This window comes from Micromonospora sp. NPDC049497, assembly GCF_044465805.1.
Lineage (GTDB): Bacteria > Actinomycetota > Actinomycetes > Mycobacteriales > Micromonosporaceae > Micromonospora.
In genome coordinates this window covers 63,671-79,351 of record NZ_JBITMC010000001.1, presented here as the reverse complement: position 1 = coordinate 79,351, position 15,681 = coordinate 63,671, and the positions used below count along the sequence as shown (strand labels likewise).

Annotated in this window: 13 protein-coding genes; 6 read left to right on the top strand and 7 right to left on the bottom strand. The window is 73.3% G+C overall.

Going from position 1 to position 15,681, the window contains the following annotated elements:
- Positions 1 to 82 precede the first annotated feature (82 nt).
- The 3 genes from ACIBR0_RS00310 to ACIBR0_RS00300 form a co-directional block, all read right to left on the bottom strand.
- Complete coding sequence (locus ACIBR0_RS00310) at positions 83 to 916, bottom strand: hypothetical protein (RefSeq protein WP_396711762.1); 834 nt, start codon at positions 914 to 916, stop codon at positions 83 to 85.
- Positions 917 to 1,080: 164 nt separating this feature from the next.
- Positions 1,081 to 2,733: a CocE/NonD family hydrolase gene (locus tag ACIBR0_RS00305; protein WP_396711760.1), complete on the bottom strand. Its 1,653-nt coding sequence runs from the start codon at positions 2,731 to 2,733 to the stop codon at positions 1,081 to 1,083.
- 5 nt (positions 2,734 to 2,738) lie between these two features.
- Positions 2,739 to 3,245 carry a MarR family winged helix-turn-helix transcriptional regulator gene (locus ACIBR0_RS00300; protein ID WP_396711758.1) on the bottom strand — a complete coding sequence of 169 codons (507 nt, stop codon included), beginning with the start codon at positions 3,243 to 3,245 and terminating at the stop codon, positions 2,739 to 2,741.
- Positions 3,246 to 3,403: 158 nt separating this feature from the next.
- Here ACIBR0_RS00300 and ACIBR0_RS00295 point away from each other — a divergent pair, with 158 nt between their 5' ends.
- Positions 3,404 to 5,533, top strand: a complete 2,130-nt coding sequence (locus ACIBR0_RS00295; protein ID WP_396711756.1) for an MMPL family transporter — start codon at positions 3,404 to 3,406, stop codon at positions 5,531 to 5,533.
- Between the two features lie 72 nt (positions 5,534 to 5,605).
- Here the strand turns inward: ACIBR0_RS00295 and ACIBR0_RS00290 are convergent, their stop codons facing one another.
- Both ACIBR0_RS00290 and ACIBR0_RS00285 read right to left on the bottom strand, forming a co-directional pair.
- The gene (locus ACIBR0_RS00290) at positions 5,606 to 6,478 is read right to left on the bottom strand and encodes a lytic transglycosylase domain-containing protein (RefSeq protein WP_357036660.1); all 873 of its coding nucleotides are present in this window, start codon (positions 6,476 to 6,478) and stop codon (positions 5,606 to 5,608) included.
- Between the two features lie 76 nt (positions 6,479 to 6,554).
- Positions 6,555 to 7,940: a DedA family protein gene (locus ACIBR0_RS00285; protein WP_396711754.1), complete on the bottom strand. Its 1,386-nt coding sequence runs from the start codon at positions 7,938 to 7,940 to the stop codon at positions 6,555 to 6,557.
- A 135-nt stretch (positions 7,941 to 8,075) separates the two neighbouring features.
- On the opposite strand from ACIBR0_RS00285, the gene typA reads away from it, so the two are divergent.
- From typA to ACIBR0_RS00270, 3 genes are all read left to right on the top strand, one after another.
- On the top strand, positions 8,076 to 9,944 hold the full coding sequence (gene typA, locus ACIBR0_RS00280) for a translational GTPase TypA (RefSeq protein ID WP_396711752.1): 1,869 nt from the start codon (positions 8,076 to 8,078) through the stop codon (positions 9,942 to 9,944).
- A gap of 86 nt (positions 9,945 to 10,030) precedes the next feature.
- A complete protein-coding gene (locus ACIBR0_RS00275; RefSeq protein WP_396711750.1) occupies positions 10,031 to 10,894 on the top strand; it encodes a serine hydrolase in 864 nt (287 codons plus the stop codon).
- Positions 10,895 to 10,965: 71 nt separating this feature from the next.
- Positions 10,966 to 11,667, top strand: coding sequence for a lysoplasmalogenase (locus ACIBR0_RS00270; protein WP_396711749.1), 702 nt, complete (start codon positions 10,966 to 10,968; stop codon positions 11,665 to 11,667).
- Here the strand turns inward: ACIBR0_RS00270 and ACIBR0_RS00265 are convergent.
- On the bottom strand, positions 11,636 to 12,433 hold the full coding sequence (locus ACIBR0_RS00265; RefSeq protein WP_396711747.1) for a tyrosine-protein phosphatase: 798 nt from the start codon (positions 12,431 to 12,433) through the stop codon (positions 11,636 to 11,638). The genes ACIBR0_RS00270 and ACIBR0_RS00265 overlap by 32 nt on opposite strands.
- An 82-nt stretch (positions 12,434 to 12,515) precedes the next feature.
- Between ACIBR0_RS00265 and ACIBR0_RS00260 the strand changes: the two genes are divergently transcribed.
- Both ACIBR0_RS00260 and ACIBR0_RS00255 read left to right on the top strand, forming a co-directional pair.
- A complete protein-coding gene (locus tag ACIBR0_RS00260; RefSeq protein ID WP_396711746.1) occupies positions 12,516 to 13,613 on the top strand; it encodes a mandelate racemase/muconate lactonizing enzyme family protein in 1,098 nt (365 codons plus the stop codon).
- 60 nt (positions 13,614 to 13,673) lie between these two features.
- Positions 13,674 to 14,582: an NlpC/P60 family protein gene (locus ACIBR0_RS00255; RefSeq protein WP_396711744.1), complete on the top strand. Its 909-nt coding sequence runs from the start codon at positions 13,674 to 13,676 to the stop codon at positions 14,580 to 14,582.
- Between the two features lie 66 nt (positions 14,583 to 14,648).
- Here the strand turns inward: ACIBR0_RS00255 and ACIBR0_RS00250 are convergent, their stop codons facing one another.
- A complete protein-coding gene (locus ACIBR0_RS00250) occupies positions 14,649 to 15,647 on the bottom strand; it encodes a TerC family protein (protein ID WP_396711742.1) in 999 nt (332 codons plus the stop codon).
- Positions 15,648 to 15,681 lie beyond the last annotated feature (34 nt).

The window sequence follows — 15,681 nt, the reverse complement described above, 5'->3', positions numbered from 1 at the left end:
CGCCGCGAACGTCGTGCGCCTCGCCCGGGTGGCGTGCAGCCGCGCGTTGCCATCACGCGATCTTCGTCGCGGACCGCTTTCGTCAAGCGGCGAGCCGGCGGGCCAGTTCGTCGGCGACCTGTCTGGCGAGGCTGTCCGGGATGGCCGCGGCGATCTTCTCCGGGGTGAGCCCGGCCAGCACCCCCTGGATGATCGCTGGTTCGTCGGTGAAGTCCCGCGCGGCGAGCTGGGTGAGCTCGGCACGCAGGGCCTCGACCTGCCCGGGTAGCAGGCGCATCTGGTCCAGCACCTGCCCGAACGTGACGCCGGTGCGTCCGATCTGGGTGCTGTGCACGGCGGCCCTGATGATGGGCTGGTCGGCGTCGGTGAGCGGCATGTCGTCCTCCAGGAGTCCGATGGTGGTGAGGTAGCGACGGAACAGGGGTGTCTGGTCCCGGCCCGCCCTGATCGAGTCGCGGAAGAAACTGAAGTGGGTGTGCCACAGGTGGGAGTCGTCGCCTGTGGTGCGCCGGCGGAGCCGGTCCCACCGCCTGACGACCTTGCCGTCCGGTGAGTAGATGATCTCCCGCAGGTCGCGGCTGTCCGGGGTGTTGGCGACGCACTGCGCCACGCACCAGGTGGAGAACGTGTACAGGTCGTGCGTGCTGCCCCCGGAGCGGGCCCGGAAGAGCCCGACGTCGAGTCCGGCGGCGTCCAGGGTGAGGCCGGACGAGTCCCGGGTGGACTCGACGACGGAGTAGTCGTTGGTCACCACGCGGTCGGAGCCGCAGTGGTAGCCGCCCCGGTGGTTCGGGTCGCCCACGATGCCGACCTCGGCCGGTTCGAGGTCGTCGCTCCGCACCGTGTCGGGGTCGATGTTCAGGTGGTCGAGCAGCAGGCGGCGGACGGCCAGAAGATTTGCCGGTGCCCGCGTCATGGGACTCCCCCTTGCCGGTGGGTCGGGGGCCGGGGCACGACGGTGACACCGCGTACGCGGTGAGAGAGCCTCAGGCGCGGCCCGGCCGAGTGGTGCACAGCGCCGGGCGTTGCACCCACGATAGCCCCGCGAATTGATGAACGCCCAGGTCAAGGCGCATTTTTTCAGCTGGGAGGAAGCTGTGCGTCCGGACGGAGGACCGGCAGCACCACAAGCGACGGATGCTCGGGACCGTGCAGGATCTCCCGCCATCCGGCACGCAGTGTGACCGAGGCGCCGAGCGGCTCGCCCGTGCCGGGGTTGCGCGCGTAACGAGGGTGGGCGCCGCCGGAGACCTGGACGCGCAGCCGGTGGCCGGAGGCGAAGCGGTGCGCGACGGGCCACAGCTCCACGGGAACCCGCGCCACGCCTTCGCAGGACGGGAACCGGCCGGGCGTCACCCGGACCAGCCCGTCGCAGACGTTCCACGAGCGACCGCGCCGGTCCACGTCGCACAGTCGCACGAAGACGTCCAGATGGGACAGCTCACTGCGGACGTGGATCTCGGCGTGGACCGGGCCGACCGCCTCGACCGGCTCGGGCAGGGGCGCGCTGGTCCAGGTGAGCACGTCGGACCGGGCCTCCACCGGGCGGTTGTCCACCGGGCCGGCCCGCTGGGCGACGAGCAGCGGGCCGCCGAGGGACGGGGTGGGGTCGGCGGGGTCGTACCAGAAGCGGGCGGGCGGCGACGGGACCGGGGGTGCCGTGCTCAGGTCGCCGCCGGCCCGCAGGTACCAGCGGGTCGGCGTGTGCGGCGGGGGCCAGTCCGGCAGGTCCCGCCACCCGCTGCCGCCGACGTGCACCCGTACCGGGGCGGGCCGGTGCGACGACCGCCCGGCGAGGTGCTCGTCGAGGTGGGCGAGGCCCTCGCGTAGGGCGGCGACGAAGAGCCCGGCGCTTCCGTGCGTCCACGGGCCGACGGTCAGCCGCGGCCGGGCGCCGGCCGCCCGCAGCGCCGCGTAGTCACGCAGCTGGGCCGGCAGGAAGATGTCGTGCCAACCACCGACCAGGGCCACCGGCGCCCGGACGTCGGTGATCCGGTCGGAGAAGACCCGGGTACGCCAGTAGTCCGCCTCGGGCGTGTGGTGGCGCAGCCACTGCTGGAAGAACGGCACGGTCACTCCGGTGGCGACCCGGTCCGCCTCGGCCAGCGGCAGGTGGGCCAACGCGGCGGCGAGGCGGGGCTGCCCGCGCTTGAGCTCCCACTGCCGGGCCAGCCACGGCACGGTCTGCGCCTGGAGCAGTTCCGCCCAGGTGAGGACGGTGTCCAGGGCGAACGACTCCCCCGCGTACGTGGAGTCCCGGGTGCCGGAGGCGGTGACCACGGCCACCATCGCCCGCAGCTCGTCGGGGGCGTCGGCGGCCAGCGCCCACTGCACGAAGCCCTGGTAGCTCGCCCCGAACATGCCGAACGCCCCGGACCACCAGGGCTGGCGGCGCAACCAGTCGAGGGTGTCCAGCCCGTCGTCGCGCTCGTGCACCAGCGGGTCGAAGACACCGTCCGAGCCGCCCGTTCCCCGGCAGGACTGGATCACCACGTGGTGGCCCCGCTCGGCGACGAGCCGGCCCAGCAACCGCATCGGCCCGCCCCGCCCGTACGGCGTCCGGATGAGCACCGTCGGTGCGCCGGCCAGGTCCGGGGCGTGGTGATCGGCGCGCAGCGTCACCCCGTCGCGGACCCGCAGCGGGATGTCCCGGGTGAGCGTGACCCGTCGTGCCCGGGGCGGTGGCAGGCGCAGGGCGACGGTGGCGAGACGGGCCGTCAGCCGGTCGAGCACCCTCCTCAGCCCGCCGATCGTCGGGCGGACTCGGCGCGGACGGCGTCCCGGTGCTCCCGCATCGAGGTGCCCATCGCGGCCATGAACCGGTGGACCGTCTCCAGTTCCTCGTCGGTGAACCCGGCCATCACGCCGTCGGTGCGCCGGCCGAGCGGACGGAAGAAGTCCATCGCCAGGGTGGCGCCGCGCTCGGCGTAGTGCAGGAAGACCTTGCGCCGGTCCGCGGTGTCCCGGTCGCGCCGGATGTGGCCGCCCCGCTCCAGCCGGTCGATCAGGGCGGTCACCGATCCAGAGGAGAGGTTGAGCTGCTCACCGAGGCGACCGGGGGTCATGGGCTGCCCGTACAGCTCGGCGTCCATGACCGCGATCAGCGCGTGCAGGTCGGTGGCGTTCAGCCCGTGCAGCGCGGCGAAGGCGTGGCCGATGTGCTGGGCGTCGACGGAGTAACGCCGCAGCTGCGCGGTGATCTCCGCGACGAGCTGATCGCGTCGCGTGTCGCGCTTCCGGTACATGCCATGGCCTGCCACGTTGCGCCGCTTCCTCCCCTCGCCGTCCGGTTGCAGCTTAACTCAGTCGCCGGTAATCTCGTTTATCAAGATACTTGTTTCTCGTGATACACGACAACCAGTGGGCCGGGGGCCGTTCCCGTCACCAGACCGTGAGGACATCGATGTCTCTGTTCACCCACGTCGCCCGTGGCCGGTTGGCCGCGTGGCTCACCGTGGTCGCCGCGATCATCTTCGGCGCCGTCGTCTTCGGGTTGCCCAAGCCGGACAACCCCGCGCCGGTCTCGTCCACCGGGCTCTCGGTCGAGTGGCAGTCCACCCAGGTGGAGCGCCTCCAGGACCAGCTGCCGTCCAGCGACGTGCAGCCGGCGATCGTGGTGGTCAGCCGCGCCGACGGCGCCCCGCTCAGCCCGTCCGACCGGGAGGCCGTCACCGCCCGGTCCGGCGACCTCGGCCGCCTCGCGGTCGGCGGTCAGGTCGCGCCGCCGCAGGTCTCCCCGGACGGCACCGTCGCCCTGGTCGCCGTGCCGCTGGACACCTCCGGCGGTCAGGAGCAGGTGGCCACCACCATCGACGAGCTCCGGACCGCCCTGGACGACGTGCCCGAGGGCCTCACCACCCAGGTGACCGGCGGTCCGGGTTTCACCGCCGACCTCACCAAGGTGTTCGAGGGCGCCGACGTGACCCTTCTCGGCGTCACCGCCGGCGTGGTCGCGCTGCTGCTCCTCATCACCTACCGCAGCCCGTTTCTGTGGATCGTGCCGCTGGTCGTCGTCGCCGCCACCGAGCAGCTCACGCTGCGGGCCATCGACACGATCGTCCCGGCCGTCGGCATCCACCTCCAGGACGGTGCGGTCACCGGCATCGCCAGCGTCCTGGTCTTCGGCGCCGCCACCGACTACGCGCTGCTGCTCATCGCCCGCTACCGCGAGGAGCTGCGCCACGAGGAGAACCGCTTCGCCGCGATGCGGTCCGCGCTGCGCCGCACCGCCGAGCCGATCCTCGCCAGCGGCTCGACCGTCGTGCTCGGCGTACTCACGCTCCTGCTGTCGGAGCAGGAGACCAACCGTGCGCTCGCCGTCGCCTGCGCGACCGGCGTGGTGTTCGCGATGCTCTCGGCGCTGCTCGTCCTCCCCGCCGCGCTGGTGATCTTCGGACGTGGCCTGTTCTGGCCGTTCGTCCCCCGGGTCGGCGGCGAGGTCCGCGAGGGCCGGCTGTGGGGCCGGCTCGGTGCCGTCGTCATCCGTCGCCCGGTGCCGGTCGCGGCCCTGGCGACCCTGCTGCTGGTCGGTCTCGCGCTCGGCGGGCTGGGCATCCGCACCGGCCTGTCGGAGACCGAGCAGTTCCGGGTGAAGCCGGAGGCGGTCGCCGGCGCGGAGACCCTCGCCCGGGCGTTCCCCGCCGGGACCACCCAGCCGGTCGCCGTGCTGACCGCTCCGGGTGCCGTGCAGGCCGTCACCGCCGCCGCCGCCGACGTGCCCGGTGTCGCCTCTGCCCGACCCGGCACCGCCGGCTCGTCCGTCGCGCAGGTCGACGTCGTGCTGGAGGCCGAGCCCGGCACCGCCGCCTCGGACCGCGCCATCGAGGCGCTGCGCGACGCGGTCCGGGCCGTACCCGGATCGGCGCCGCCCGCCGTCGCGGGCGTCGACGACGTCGACGGCGCGGTGGTGGGCGGCTCGGTCGCCGCCACCTACGACACCAACGAGGCGAACGGCCGGGACCTGCGGCTGATCCTGCCGATCATCCTGCTGCTCGTCGCCGGTGTCCTGGTGGCGCTGCTGCGCGGCCTGGTGGCCCCGCTGCTGCTCGTGCTCACCGTCATCCTGTCGTTCTTCGCCAGCCTGGGTGCGGCGTGGCTGCTGTTCGACCTCGTGCTGGGCTTCCCGGCGCTGGACAGCGGCGTCATCCTGCTGGCGTTCGTGTTCCTCGTCGCCCTCGGCGTGGACTACAACATCTTCCTCGTCACCCGGGCCCGGGAGGACGCCCGACGCACCGGCACGCGCGACGGCATGCTCTCCGCGTTGAAGGTCACCGGCGGTGTCATCACCAGCGCCGGCATCCTGCTCGCCGCGGTCTTCGCCGTCCTCGGCGTGCTGCCGCTGATCCTGCTGACCCAGATCGGCATCATCGTCTGCATCGGCGTCCTGCTGGACACCCTGCTCGTGCGGACCGTCCTGGTGCCGGCGCTGGCCTTCGTCCTCTCCGACCGCTTCTGGTGGCCCGGCCGCATCCGCCGGGACGCCGCGCAGGAGGTTCCCCCGGCCGAGCGCGAGCCGGTGGCCGCGCGCGACTGACCGGACACGGCGACGGGGGCCGCGGCGCGCGCCGCGGCCCCCGTCGCCGTTCGTCGGTAGCTCGGTCGTTCGTCAGTAGCTCAGGCAGACGCACTCGGTCATCAGGGCACGGACGTTGCGCACGTACTGCGGATTGGGGATGGCCAGCGGCTTGCCCTCCTGGGCCACCGCCCCGTGCCCGTAGTTGTACGCCGCGATCACCGCGTTCAGCAGACACGAGTCCAGCTCGGCCGTGCACAGGGCCGCGTCCAGCCGGTAGTCGGCCTCGAAGTACATGTCACCGATGTACTTCGTCAGCCAGGCCAGGTAGTTGGCGCCCAGGTACGCGTTGTCGCGGTAGTCGTCGACGTCGTAGCTCTGCCCGAAGCGCTGGTTCATCCACTCCGCCGTCGCCGGCATCACCTGCATGAGGCCGATGCCGCCGTCGCAGGCGACGATGTTGGACTGCCAGCCGCTCTCCTGCCAGGCGGTGGCCTTGACCAGGCGCACCGGGATCGCGATGTCCGGCGCGGAGGTGGGCCAGTACGTCCGGGCCGCCGCGGCGGTCAGCGCCTCCTTCGCCTGCGCCCGGGTGGCCTGGGTGCCCACGTACTTCGGGGTGCAGTTCGTCGACGAGGGCTTCGGCGGCGGTGGCGGCACCTTCGTCTCCGTCGGCGGCTTCGGCACCGCCCGGGGCGCCGTCGCCCGGGTCGGCTTCACCGACGGCTTCGGGCTGGGCGTCGCCGACGCGCTGCGGCTCGGCGCCGCGCCCATCGACTCCCGCCCGGGCACCGACGTCGCCGCCGGCGTGGGCTCGGCCGGGACGTCGCCGGTCGCCTCCTCGGTGGCCTCCGCACCCGCGGCGACGGCGGCCGGCTCCTGTGGAGCCGCCCCCTCGCGGGCGCAACCGGTCACACCGACCGCCACGAGCACCGCGGCGACCGCGGCGGATCTCCACCGTCTCATCCGTACCCCCCGTGCACACCGGTCCCACCGGACCGCCGAACGGTAACAGGGATCGACGGTCCGGCGTGTCCGGTGCTCACGCGTCGGCGCGGGCCGGCGCGGGCGGGGTGGTGCTCCGGGCCGGGCCGACGGCGCGGTCGCGGGTCCTCCACGCGACCACGAACACCGCTGTCCAGGCGACGCCGAGCAGGACGGCCGCGGCGGTGCCGCTGGCCGTGCTCAGCCCCAGGTACAGGCGGGCTCCGCCGATGCCGACGACCCCCGCCGCGGCGAGGGTCCACGCCGTCACCGCCACCGGCCACGGCGCACCCCGGGACAACAGCCAGGCGAGCGTGCAGAGGCTCGCGGTCACCACGGCGTCCTGTGTGGGGAACAGGGCCGCTCCGCTCTCCTGCCCGGGCCCCGCCAGGTCCGTCGCCACGGCCAGCACCACCAGCGGCACGAACGCGCCGACGGTACCGACCACGCTGAGCAGGTCCGCCCGCCACGGCCGGTGCCGCCACGCCAGCACCGCGGCCACCACCGCCACCACCGCGATCAGGAACGACCCGCGCAGCCCGGAGACCACGGCGAGCGTGACGTCGACCGCGCCGGCCGTACGCCGGGCGGCGAACCAGTCGGCGATCGCCCCGTCCACCGCGGCCAGGCCGCTGTGCCGCACCACCACCTGGAGCAGCCACGTCACCGCCAGCCCGGCCCCGAACAGCAGCAGCAGGCCGGCCCCCAGGTTCGCCAGCAGCGTCCACGCGGGCCCGATGTGCATCGCGAGCAGGAAGAACAGCACCCCGTACCGGCCGGTGAGCCAGCGCACCGGGGGCAGCGACCCGGCCCGGGACAGCAGCGCCCGCACCGGATCGGGATTGCGGCCCAGCCAGCGGCCGGCCAGCAGCACCGCCACCACCGCGCCGACCAGGAGCAGCACGGCCCCGCTGGCCCGGCCCAGCAGTCGGGAGAAGGTCTCGTACGACTCGCCGGCCAGGTTCCCGGCGAGCATCGAGGCGCCCACCCAGGTCACCACGCCGGCCACGTTCCACGGCAGGAACCGCCGGTACGGCATGCCCGCCGCCCCGGCCAGGCGGGGCACCAGCGTGCGGGCGAAGGCCACCCACCGGGCGGTGAACACTCCCCGGCCACCCAGCCGGTTCAGCATCGCGTCGGCCCGGCTCCAGCGCTCCCCGCCGACCCGTACGCCGAGCCGGCTCGCCCGCAGTCGCGGCCCGTACCGACGGCCGGCCCGGAACGCCAGCGTGTCCCCGGTCACCGCTGCGAGAATCATCACCAGCAGCGCCGGCCCGAGCCGGAGGGCGCCGGTGTACGTGAGGAAGCCCACCAGCAGCAGGGTCGCCTCACCGGGCACCAGGAGGCCGAAGATCACCGCCGTCTCACCGGCGACGATCAGTGCCGCCACCAGCAGGACCAGCAGGGACGGCAGCTGCTGAAGTGAGTTCACCAGCTCGTGCACGTCGGCCCCCGGATCACGGGGACCAGCTTGCCAGTCGGTGTACCGCGAGTGACAGGAGTTTCGGCAGAGATCGGGGGACGGCCGGGGGTGACCCCGACGCTGCCCCTGATCCGCGCAGGCGGGAGAATGGAGCCCATGCAGCTTCGCACCGACCTCCGCAACGTCGCCATCATCGCTCACGTCGACCACGGCAAGACCACTCTGGTCGACGCCATGTTGCGGCAGGCCGGTGCCTACGGCGGCCGGGGCGAGACGACCGAGCGGGTGATGGACTCGGGGGACCTGGAACGGGAAAAAGGCATCACCATCCTGGCCAAGAACACCGGCGTGCACTACCTGCCGGCGGACGGCTCCGACCCGGTCACCATCAACATCATCGACACCCCCGGGCACGCCGACTTCGGTGGCGAGGTGGAGCGCGGCCTGACGATGGTCGACGGTGTGGTGCTGCTGGTCGACGCGAGCGAGGGCCCGCTGCCGCAGACCCGCTTCGTGCTGCGCAAGGCGCTGCGCGCGCGGCTGCCGATCATCCTCGTGATCAACAAGGTGGACCGTCCCGACGCCCGGATCAAGGAGGTCGTGGACGACACCTACGAGCTCTTCCTCGACCTGGACGCCGACGAGGAGCAGATCGACTTCCCGATCGTCTACGCGTGCGCCCGCGACGGCATCGCCTCGCTGACCCAGCCCGTCGACGGCTCGGTGCCGAGCGACAGCACCTCCCTGGAGCCGCTGTTCCGCACCCTGCTCGACACCATCCCGCCGCCCGCGTACGAGGAGGGCGCGCCGCTGCAGGCGCACGTCACCAACCTCGACGCGTCCCCGTTCCTCGGCCGGCTCGCGCTGTGCCGGGTCCGCCAGGGCACCATCCGCAAGGGTGAGACCGTGTCGTGGTGCCGCACCGACGGCAGCACCCAGCGGGTCCGCATCTCCGAGCTGCTGATCACCGAGGGCCTGGAGCGCAAGCCCGCCGACTCGGCCGGCCCGGGTGACATCATCGCCGTCGCCGGCATCCCCGAGATCATGATCGGCGAGACCCTGGCCGACGCGGAGAACCCGCAGCCGCTGCCGCTGATCACCGTCGACGAGCCGGCCATCTCGATGACCATCGGCACCAACACTTCGCCGCTGGTCGGGCGGGTCAAGGGCGCCAAGGTCACCGCCCGCATGGTGAAGGACCGGCTCGACAAGGAGCTGGTCGGCAACGTGTCGCTGCGGGTCCTGCCGACCGAGCGGCCGGACGCCTGGGAGGTGCAGGGCCGTGGCGAGCTGGCCCTGGCGATCCTGGTCGAGCAGATGCGGCGCGAGCAGTACGAGCTGACCGTCGGCAAGCCGCAGGTCGTCACCAAGGAGATCGACGGCAAGACCTGCGAGCCCGTCGAGCGGCTCACCATCGACGCCCCCGAGGAGTACCTGGGCGCGATCACCCAGCTCCTGGCGACCCGCAAGGGGCGGATGGAGCAGCTGGTCAACCACGGCACCGGCTGGATCCGGATGGAGTGGCTGGTCCCGGCGCGCGGCCTGATCGGCTTCCGCACCGAGTTCCTCACCGACACCCGGGGCACCGGCATCCTGCACCACGTCTTCGAGTCGTACGAGCCGTGGTTCGGCGAGCTGCGTACCCGGCAGAACGGCTCGCTGGTCGCCGACCGGGCCGGCGCGGTCACCTCGTTCGCGATGATCAACCTGCAGGAGCGCGGCCAGCTCTTCGTCGACCCGACCACCGAGGTGTACGAGGGCATGATCGTCGGCGAGAACTCGCGCTCCGACGACATGGACGTCAACATCACCAAGGAGAAGAAGCTCACCAACATGCGGGCCTCGACCTCCGACGAGACCGAGAAGCTGATCCCGCCGCGCAAGCTGTCGCTGGAGCAGGCGCTGGAGTTCTGCCGCGAGGACGAGTGCGTCGAGGTGACCCCGAGCGCGGTCCGGATCCGCAAGGTGGTCCTGGACCAGACCCAGCGGGGCCGGATGGCCGCCCGCCGCAAGCACGCCGGCTGACGGTTCCACGCGCGACGCGTTAAGAAGGGCCCCCTGTACAACGCCAGGCGTTAACAGGGGGCCCTTCCTTCCACTACGGTCGGCGCATGATCTTCGCTGAACTCGACGCCCGGCTGGAGCGGGTGCCGGGCACCGTCTCGACGTACGTCGGACGGCTCGACGCCGATCCCACCTGGACCCGGCACGCGGACGCCACCCACTACGCCGCGAGCACCATGAAGGTCGGCGTGCTCGTCGCGCTGCACCGGGCCGCCGAGGCGGGCCACCTCGACCTGGACGCACCCGTCGAGGTCCGCAACGACTTCGCCTCCACGCAACCCGACGCGCCCCGGTTCTCCTGCGCCCGCCACTACGACAACGACGACGCCGTGTGGGACCGGGTCGGCGGCACCGCGTCGCTGCGCTGGCTCGCCGACCGCATGATCGTCCGCTCCAGCAACCTCGCCACCAACATCGTCCTCGGCCACGTCGGGCTGCCGGCCGTCGCCGAGGTGTGGGCGCTCGCCGGAGCCCGGAACAGCGTCACCGGCCGCGGCATCGAGGACTTCGCCGCCCGCGAGGCCGGCATCACCAACCTGGTCACCGCCGCCGACCTGGCCGCCCTGCTCGGCGCGCTCGCGCTCGGCGCCGTCCGGCCCGGCCCACTCGCCCCGCCGGAGCGCTGCACCGCCATGCTCGACGTGCTCATCGCCCAGGAGCACTGCGAGGACCTCGCCGCCGGCCTGCCCGAGGGCACCCGCATCGCGCACAAGAACGGCTGGGTACGCGGTGTCCGGCACGGCGCCGGCGTGGTCTACCCGGGCGACGCGCCCCCGTACGTCGTCGTCGCCTGCACCACCACCGACCTCGCCGACGGGGGCCCGACCGGCGAGGAGATCGTCGACGACGCCTGCCGCCTCATCGCCGACGTCTCCGCCGCCGTCTGGGACGCCCGGCACGACCTGCGCTGAGCGACCGGGGCTGGCCCGGGGCCGCGGCACCGCCTACGCTGCTGCCCACCCCACCGCGAGGAGACCCACCGATGCCCTCCAGCCGAGTCCTGCTGGCCGCCTTCGCCGTCGCGACCGCCGGGAACCTCCTCGCCAACGCCACCGGCAGCGATCTCGGCGAGCTGGCGACCAAGCCGCTGCTGATGCCGCTGCTCGCCGCGTACCTCTGGCGGGCCGCCGTCGAACGCGGCGCCCGGCCGGACCGGCTGGTCCTCGCCGCCCTGGCCTTCTCCACCGGCGGCGACGTGGCGCTGCTCGGCGCGGGCACCGGCGCGTTCCTCACCGGCATGGCGCTGTTCCTCGCCGCGCACGCCTGCTACGTCGCGGCGTTCGTCCGGGCCGGCGCGGCGACCGCGCTGCGCCGCCCGCCCCTGCTCGCGGTCCCCCTGGGGTACGCGGTGCTGACCGCCGCCGCCCTGAGCTGGATGTGGCCGGGCCTGGCCGACGCCGGGCTCGCCGTACCGGTGGCCGGGTACGCCGTCGCCCTGGCCACCATGGCCACCACCGCCACCGCGCACGGCTGGTCGGTCGGCCTCGGCGGCGCCCTGTTCCTCGTCTCCGACCTGCTCATCGCGTTGTCGGTGGCCGGCACGGCGACGCTGCCCGGCCCGCCGATCTGGGTGATGGCCACCTACGCCGCCGGCCAGGCGCTGATCGTCACGGGGTGGGCCGCCCGCCACCCGGCCCCGACCCCGGCGCCGGTCACTCCAGCAGCAGCGCCCGCAGCCGGCTGACCCGGTCGTCGTCCACACCCAACCCGTCGCGCAGGTACGCCCCGAACGACCCGTGCACCCGGCGCACCTCGTCGTACGCGGCGTCGAGGTACGCGTCGCGCACCTCCAGCACCGGCCGCACCGCATCGACGTCCAGCCCCGGCTGGCGCTTGGCCATCGCCTCCAGGATGACCTCCCGCAGGCTCTCGGTCAGCGCGTTGTTGGCCAGGTAGTCCGCCCGGATCGCGGCCTCGTCGACACCGAGGACGTGCAGCAGCACCACCGTCAGCCAGCCGGTGCGGTCCTTGCCGGCCGAGCAGTGGTAGAGCAGCGGCAGGTTCTCCTCAAGCGCCGCCAGCCGGACCGCCTCGGCGAACCCGGCGCGCGCCGACTCCCCCGTGACGAACCAGCGGTAGATCGCCTCCATCGCCGCCGGCGTGCCCTGCTCGGCGAGGTCCGCGTACGCGGTCAGGTCGTGGCCGAGCAGCATCGCCGACACGTACGTGAAGACCGGGTGCTCGGCGTCGTGCACCGGCAGGTGCACCACGGTCGGCTCGCCGGGCAGCCGGTCCGGCGGGGCGACGTCCATCTCCGAGTGGTCCCGCAGGTCGACCACGCACGCCGGGCCGAGCTTGGCCAGCACCGGCAGGTCCTCGTCGGTCAGCCGGCCGAGCGCCGGGGTGCGCAGCAGCACCCCGGAACGCACCCGCCGACCGTCGGCGCCGACCAGTCCACCGAGGTCCCGCGCGTTCGGCGCACCGACCAGATCCCACTCCCGCCCGCTCATGCCGGCGCTCCGCCGTGGCGGGTGATTCGCTCGCTCATTCGGCCTCCCCATCGCCCGTCGATCTCCCTATAGGGTGCCCGACATGACGATCGCCGCGGTACGCACCCACCGGCTCTCCGCACCCCTGCACACCCCTTTCGTCACCGCGCTGCGCCGCACCACGACCGTGGAGACCCTGGTGGTGGAGGTCGTGGACCGCGACGGCCGGTCCGGCTTCGGCGAGGCGCCGCAGGTGTGGCAGGTGACCGGCGCGTCGGTGGCCGGCGCCGAGGCGTGCGTCCGGGAACTGCTCGGGCCGCTGCTCACCAGCCGCGATCCGGACGACCTGGTGGCCCGCTGCACCGAGGTGGACCGGGCGGTCGCCGGCAACGAGGCCGCCCGGGCGGCGGTGGACGTCGCCCTGCACGACCTGGCGGCCCGGCGGCTCGGCGTACCGCTGGTACGGCTGCTGGGTGGCACCGCCCTGCGCGTGCCGACGGACGTGACCCTCGCCGCCGGTGAGGCGGTGGACCTGGCGGCGGCGGCCCGGCAGCGCCGGGCCGACGGGTTCGACGTGCTCAAGATGAAGGTCGGCGCCGACGCGGCGGGCGACCTGGACCGGGTGCGGGCGGTCCGCGCCGCGGTCGGCCCGCAGGTAGGCATCCGGCTGGACGCCAACCAGGGCTGGACACCGCGGGAGGCGGTCCGGGTGATCCGTGGCATCGAGGACGCGGGCCTCGACGTCGAGCTGGTCGAGCAGCCGGTCCACCGGGCGGACCTGGACGGCCTGGCCTGGGTCAGCGACCGGGTGAGCACACCGATCCTGGCCGACGAGTCGGTGTTCGGGGTGCGTGATCTCGTGGAGGTGATCCGACGCCGCGCCGCCGACCTGGTCAACGTGAAGCTCGCCAAGTGCGGTGGGCTGCGGGCGGCGCGCACCCTGCTCGACCTGGCCGCGGCGCACGGCGTCGGCACGGTGGTCGGCTCCATGATGGAGAGCCAGGTGGGTGTGGGCGCCGCCGCCAGCCTGGTCGCCGCATACCCGACCACGGCCGTCTCGGACCTGGACGCCGCCTGGTGGCTGGCCTGGTCGCCGGTGCGCGGGGGTCTGCGGTACGACGGCGCGACGGTGGTGCTGCCGGACGCTCCGGGCCTGGGCATCACCTCGGTTACTGAAACTAAAGTTCGCGCTCGCGGTTGAGCTGCGGCGAAAACTTTCATAGGGTCGCGGCAACGTCCGACACACGAGATGGGGGTGCGCGTGGAGCTGCGAGCCGGCCTCGAGGCCGTCGTCCGGGTCGCGGTCGCGACCCTCTGGAGCTCCCCCGAGGCGGTACGCCCCGTCGACCGCCCCGCCCTGTCCGCCCGGGCCGACGTCGCGGCGTGGGTCGCCGGCCTGGACAGCGCGCAGCAGGTCGGCGACTGCGTCCTGAGCCAGCTGCTGCTGGGCGAGCGGGTGCTGGTCACCGACGTACGCCCGGACGGCTGGGCGCACGTGGTCGCGGTCGGGCAGCCGGCCGCCCGGGTCGACCCGCGCGGCTACCCCGGCTGGCTGCCGGTCGACCAGCTCACCCCGGCCGCCCCGCCGCCCGCCCCGCTGGTCGTGGACGCCACGGTCACCGCCCTGCACGACGCCCCGGACGGCGCGGTGCTGCTGCCCGGCGTGGTCCTCGGCACCCGGCTCACCCCGGCCGGGCCGGCCGTCGACGGCTGGCGTCCGGTGTGCGTGCCCGGGTACACCGACCCGCTCTGGCTGCCCGCCGTGCACGCCGTGCCGGTGCCCACCGCGCCGCCGTCGGCCGGGCAGGTGCTCGACGTCGCCCGCCGGTTCCGTGACCTCGTCTACGTGTGGGGCGGCATGTCCGCGTACGGCATCGACTGCTCCGGCCTGGTCCACCTGGCCTGGCGGCGGTTCGGGGTGACCCTCCCCCGGGACGCCGACGACCAGGCAGCCGCGACCACGCCGGTGTCACTGGGCGCGGAACGCCCCGGCGACCTCTACTTCTTCGCCCGGCCGGGTCGGCACATCCACCACATCGGCATCGTCACCGCCGAGCCGCACGGCGACGACCGGCGGATGCTGCACGCCTGCTACCGGAAGCGGCGGGTGCTGGAGGAACGGCTGCCCGAGGAGCGCACCGCCACCCTGGTCGCCGCCCACCGGGTCTGAGCCGGGGCCGGAAACGGATCGAGGGACGCCCACGGGGGACGTCCCTCGATCCTCACGCGTGGGCGCTCAGCGGCGCGCCTCGGCCAGTTCCCGCCGGCGGTCACGGGAGGACTTGACCAGGCTGGCGATGGTGGCGATCAGCAGGGTGCCCAGGATGACCAGCAGCGACAGCCAGATCGGGATGTGCGGGGCCCAGCCCACGTGCTCGCCACCGTTGATGAACGGCAGGTTGTTGTCGGCGAGCGCCTCCAGCACCAGCTTGACGCCGATGAAGCCCAGCACCACGGCCAGGCCGTAGCTGAGGTAGATGAGCCGGTCCAGCAGGCCGCCCAGCAGGAAGTACAGCTGCCGCAGACCCATCAGCGCGAAGACGTTCGCGGTGAAGACCAGGTACGGCTCCTGGGTGATGCCGAAGATCGCCGGGATCGAGTCGAGGGCGAAGATGAGGTCGGTGGTGCCGATCGCGATCATCACGATCAGCATCGGCGTGAAGAACCGCCGGCCGTTCACGTGGGTGGTCAGCTTCGCGCCGTCGTAGTCCCGCGAGATCGGCAGCGCCTTGCGGCTCCACCGGATGAGCACGTTCTCGGTGAACTCGTCCGCGTCCGGCTCGCCCTGTCGGGCCAGGTTGACCGCGGTGTAGATCAGGAACGCGCCGAAGATGTAGAACACCCAGGAGAACTGGGAGATCAGCGCGGCGCCGGCCGCGATGAACCCACCGCGCATGACCAGCGCCAGCACGATGCCGACGAGCAGCACCTTCTGCTGGTACTGCCGGGGTACGCCGAAGCGGGCCATGATGATCACGAAGACGAACAGGTTGTCCACCGAGAGGCTGTACTCGGTGAGCCAGCCGGTGTAGAACTGGCCGGCGGCGCTGGGGCCGGAGGCGAACCAGACACCCGCGCCGAAGATCAGGGCCAGGGCCACGTAGAAGCCCACCCAGAGGCTCGACTCGCGCACGCTCGGCTCGTGTGGACGCCTGCCGATGATCAGCAGGTCCACGAGCAGGATGGCGGTCAGTGCGACGAGGGTCCCCGCCCACACGACTCCGGACACGTCCAAGATTCATTCCTCCGGCAGACACGCAGCGACGGGC

Coding starts and splice junctions, on each gene's coding strand:
- ACIBR0_RS00310 (WP_396711762.1), bottom strand. CDS start 916: ATGACGCGGGCACCGGCAAATCTTCTGGCCGTCCGCCGCCTGCTGCTC.
- ACIBR0_RS00300 (WP_396711758.1), bottom strand. CDS start 3,245: ATGTACCGGAAGCGCGACACGCGACGCGATCAGCTCGTCGCGGAGATC.
- ACIBR0_RS00295 (WP_396711756.1), top strand. CDS start 3,404: ATGTCTCTGTTCACCCACGTCGCCCGTGGCCGGTTGGCCGCGTGGCTC.
- ACIBR0_RS00290 (WP_357036660.1), bottom strand. CDS start 6,478: ATGAGACGGTGGAGATCCGCCGCGGTCGCCGCGGTGCTCGTGGCGGTC.
- typA (WP_396711752.1), top strand. CDS start 8,076: ATGCAGCTTCGCACCGACCTCCGCAACGTCGCCATCATCGCTCACGTC.
- ACIBR0_RS00275 (WP_396711750.1), top strand. CDS start 10,031: ATGATCTTCGCTGAACTCGACGCCCGGCTGGAGCGGGTGCCGGGCACC.
- ACIBR0_RS00270 (WP_396711749.1), top strand. CDS start 10,966: ATGCCCTCCAGCCGAGTCCTGCTGGCCGCCTTCGCCGTCGCGACCGCC.
- ACIBR0_RS00265 (WP_396711747.1), bottom strand. CDS start 12,433: ATGAGCGGGCGGGAGTGGGATCTGGTCGGTGCGCCGAACGCGCGGGAC.
- ACIBR0_RS00260 (WP_396711746.1), top strand. CDS start 12,516: ATGACGATCGCCGCGGTACGCACCCACCGGCTCTCCGCACCCCTGCAC.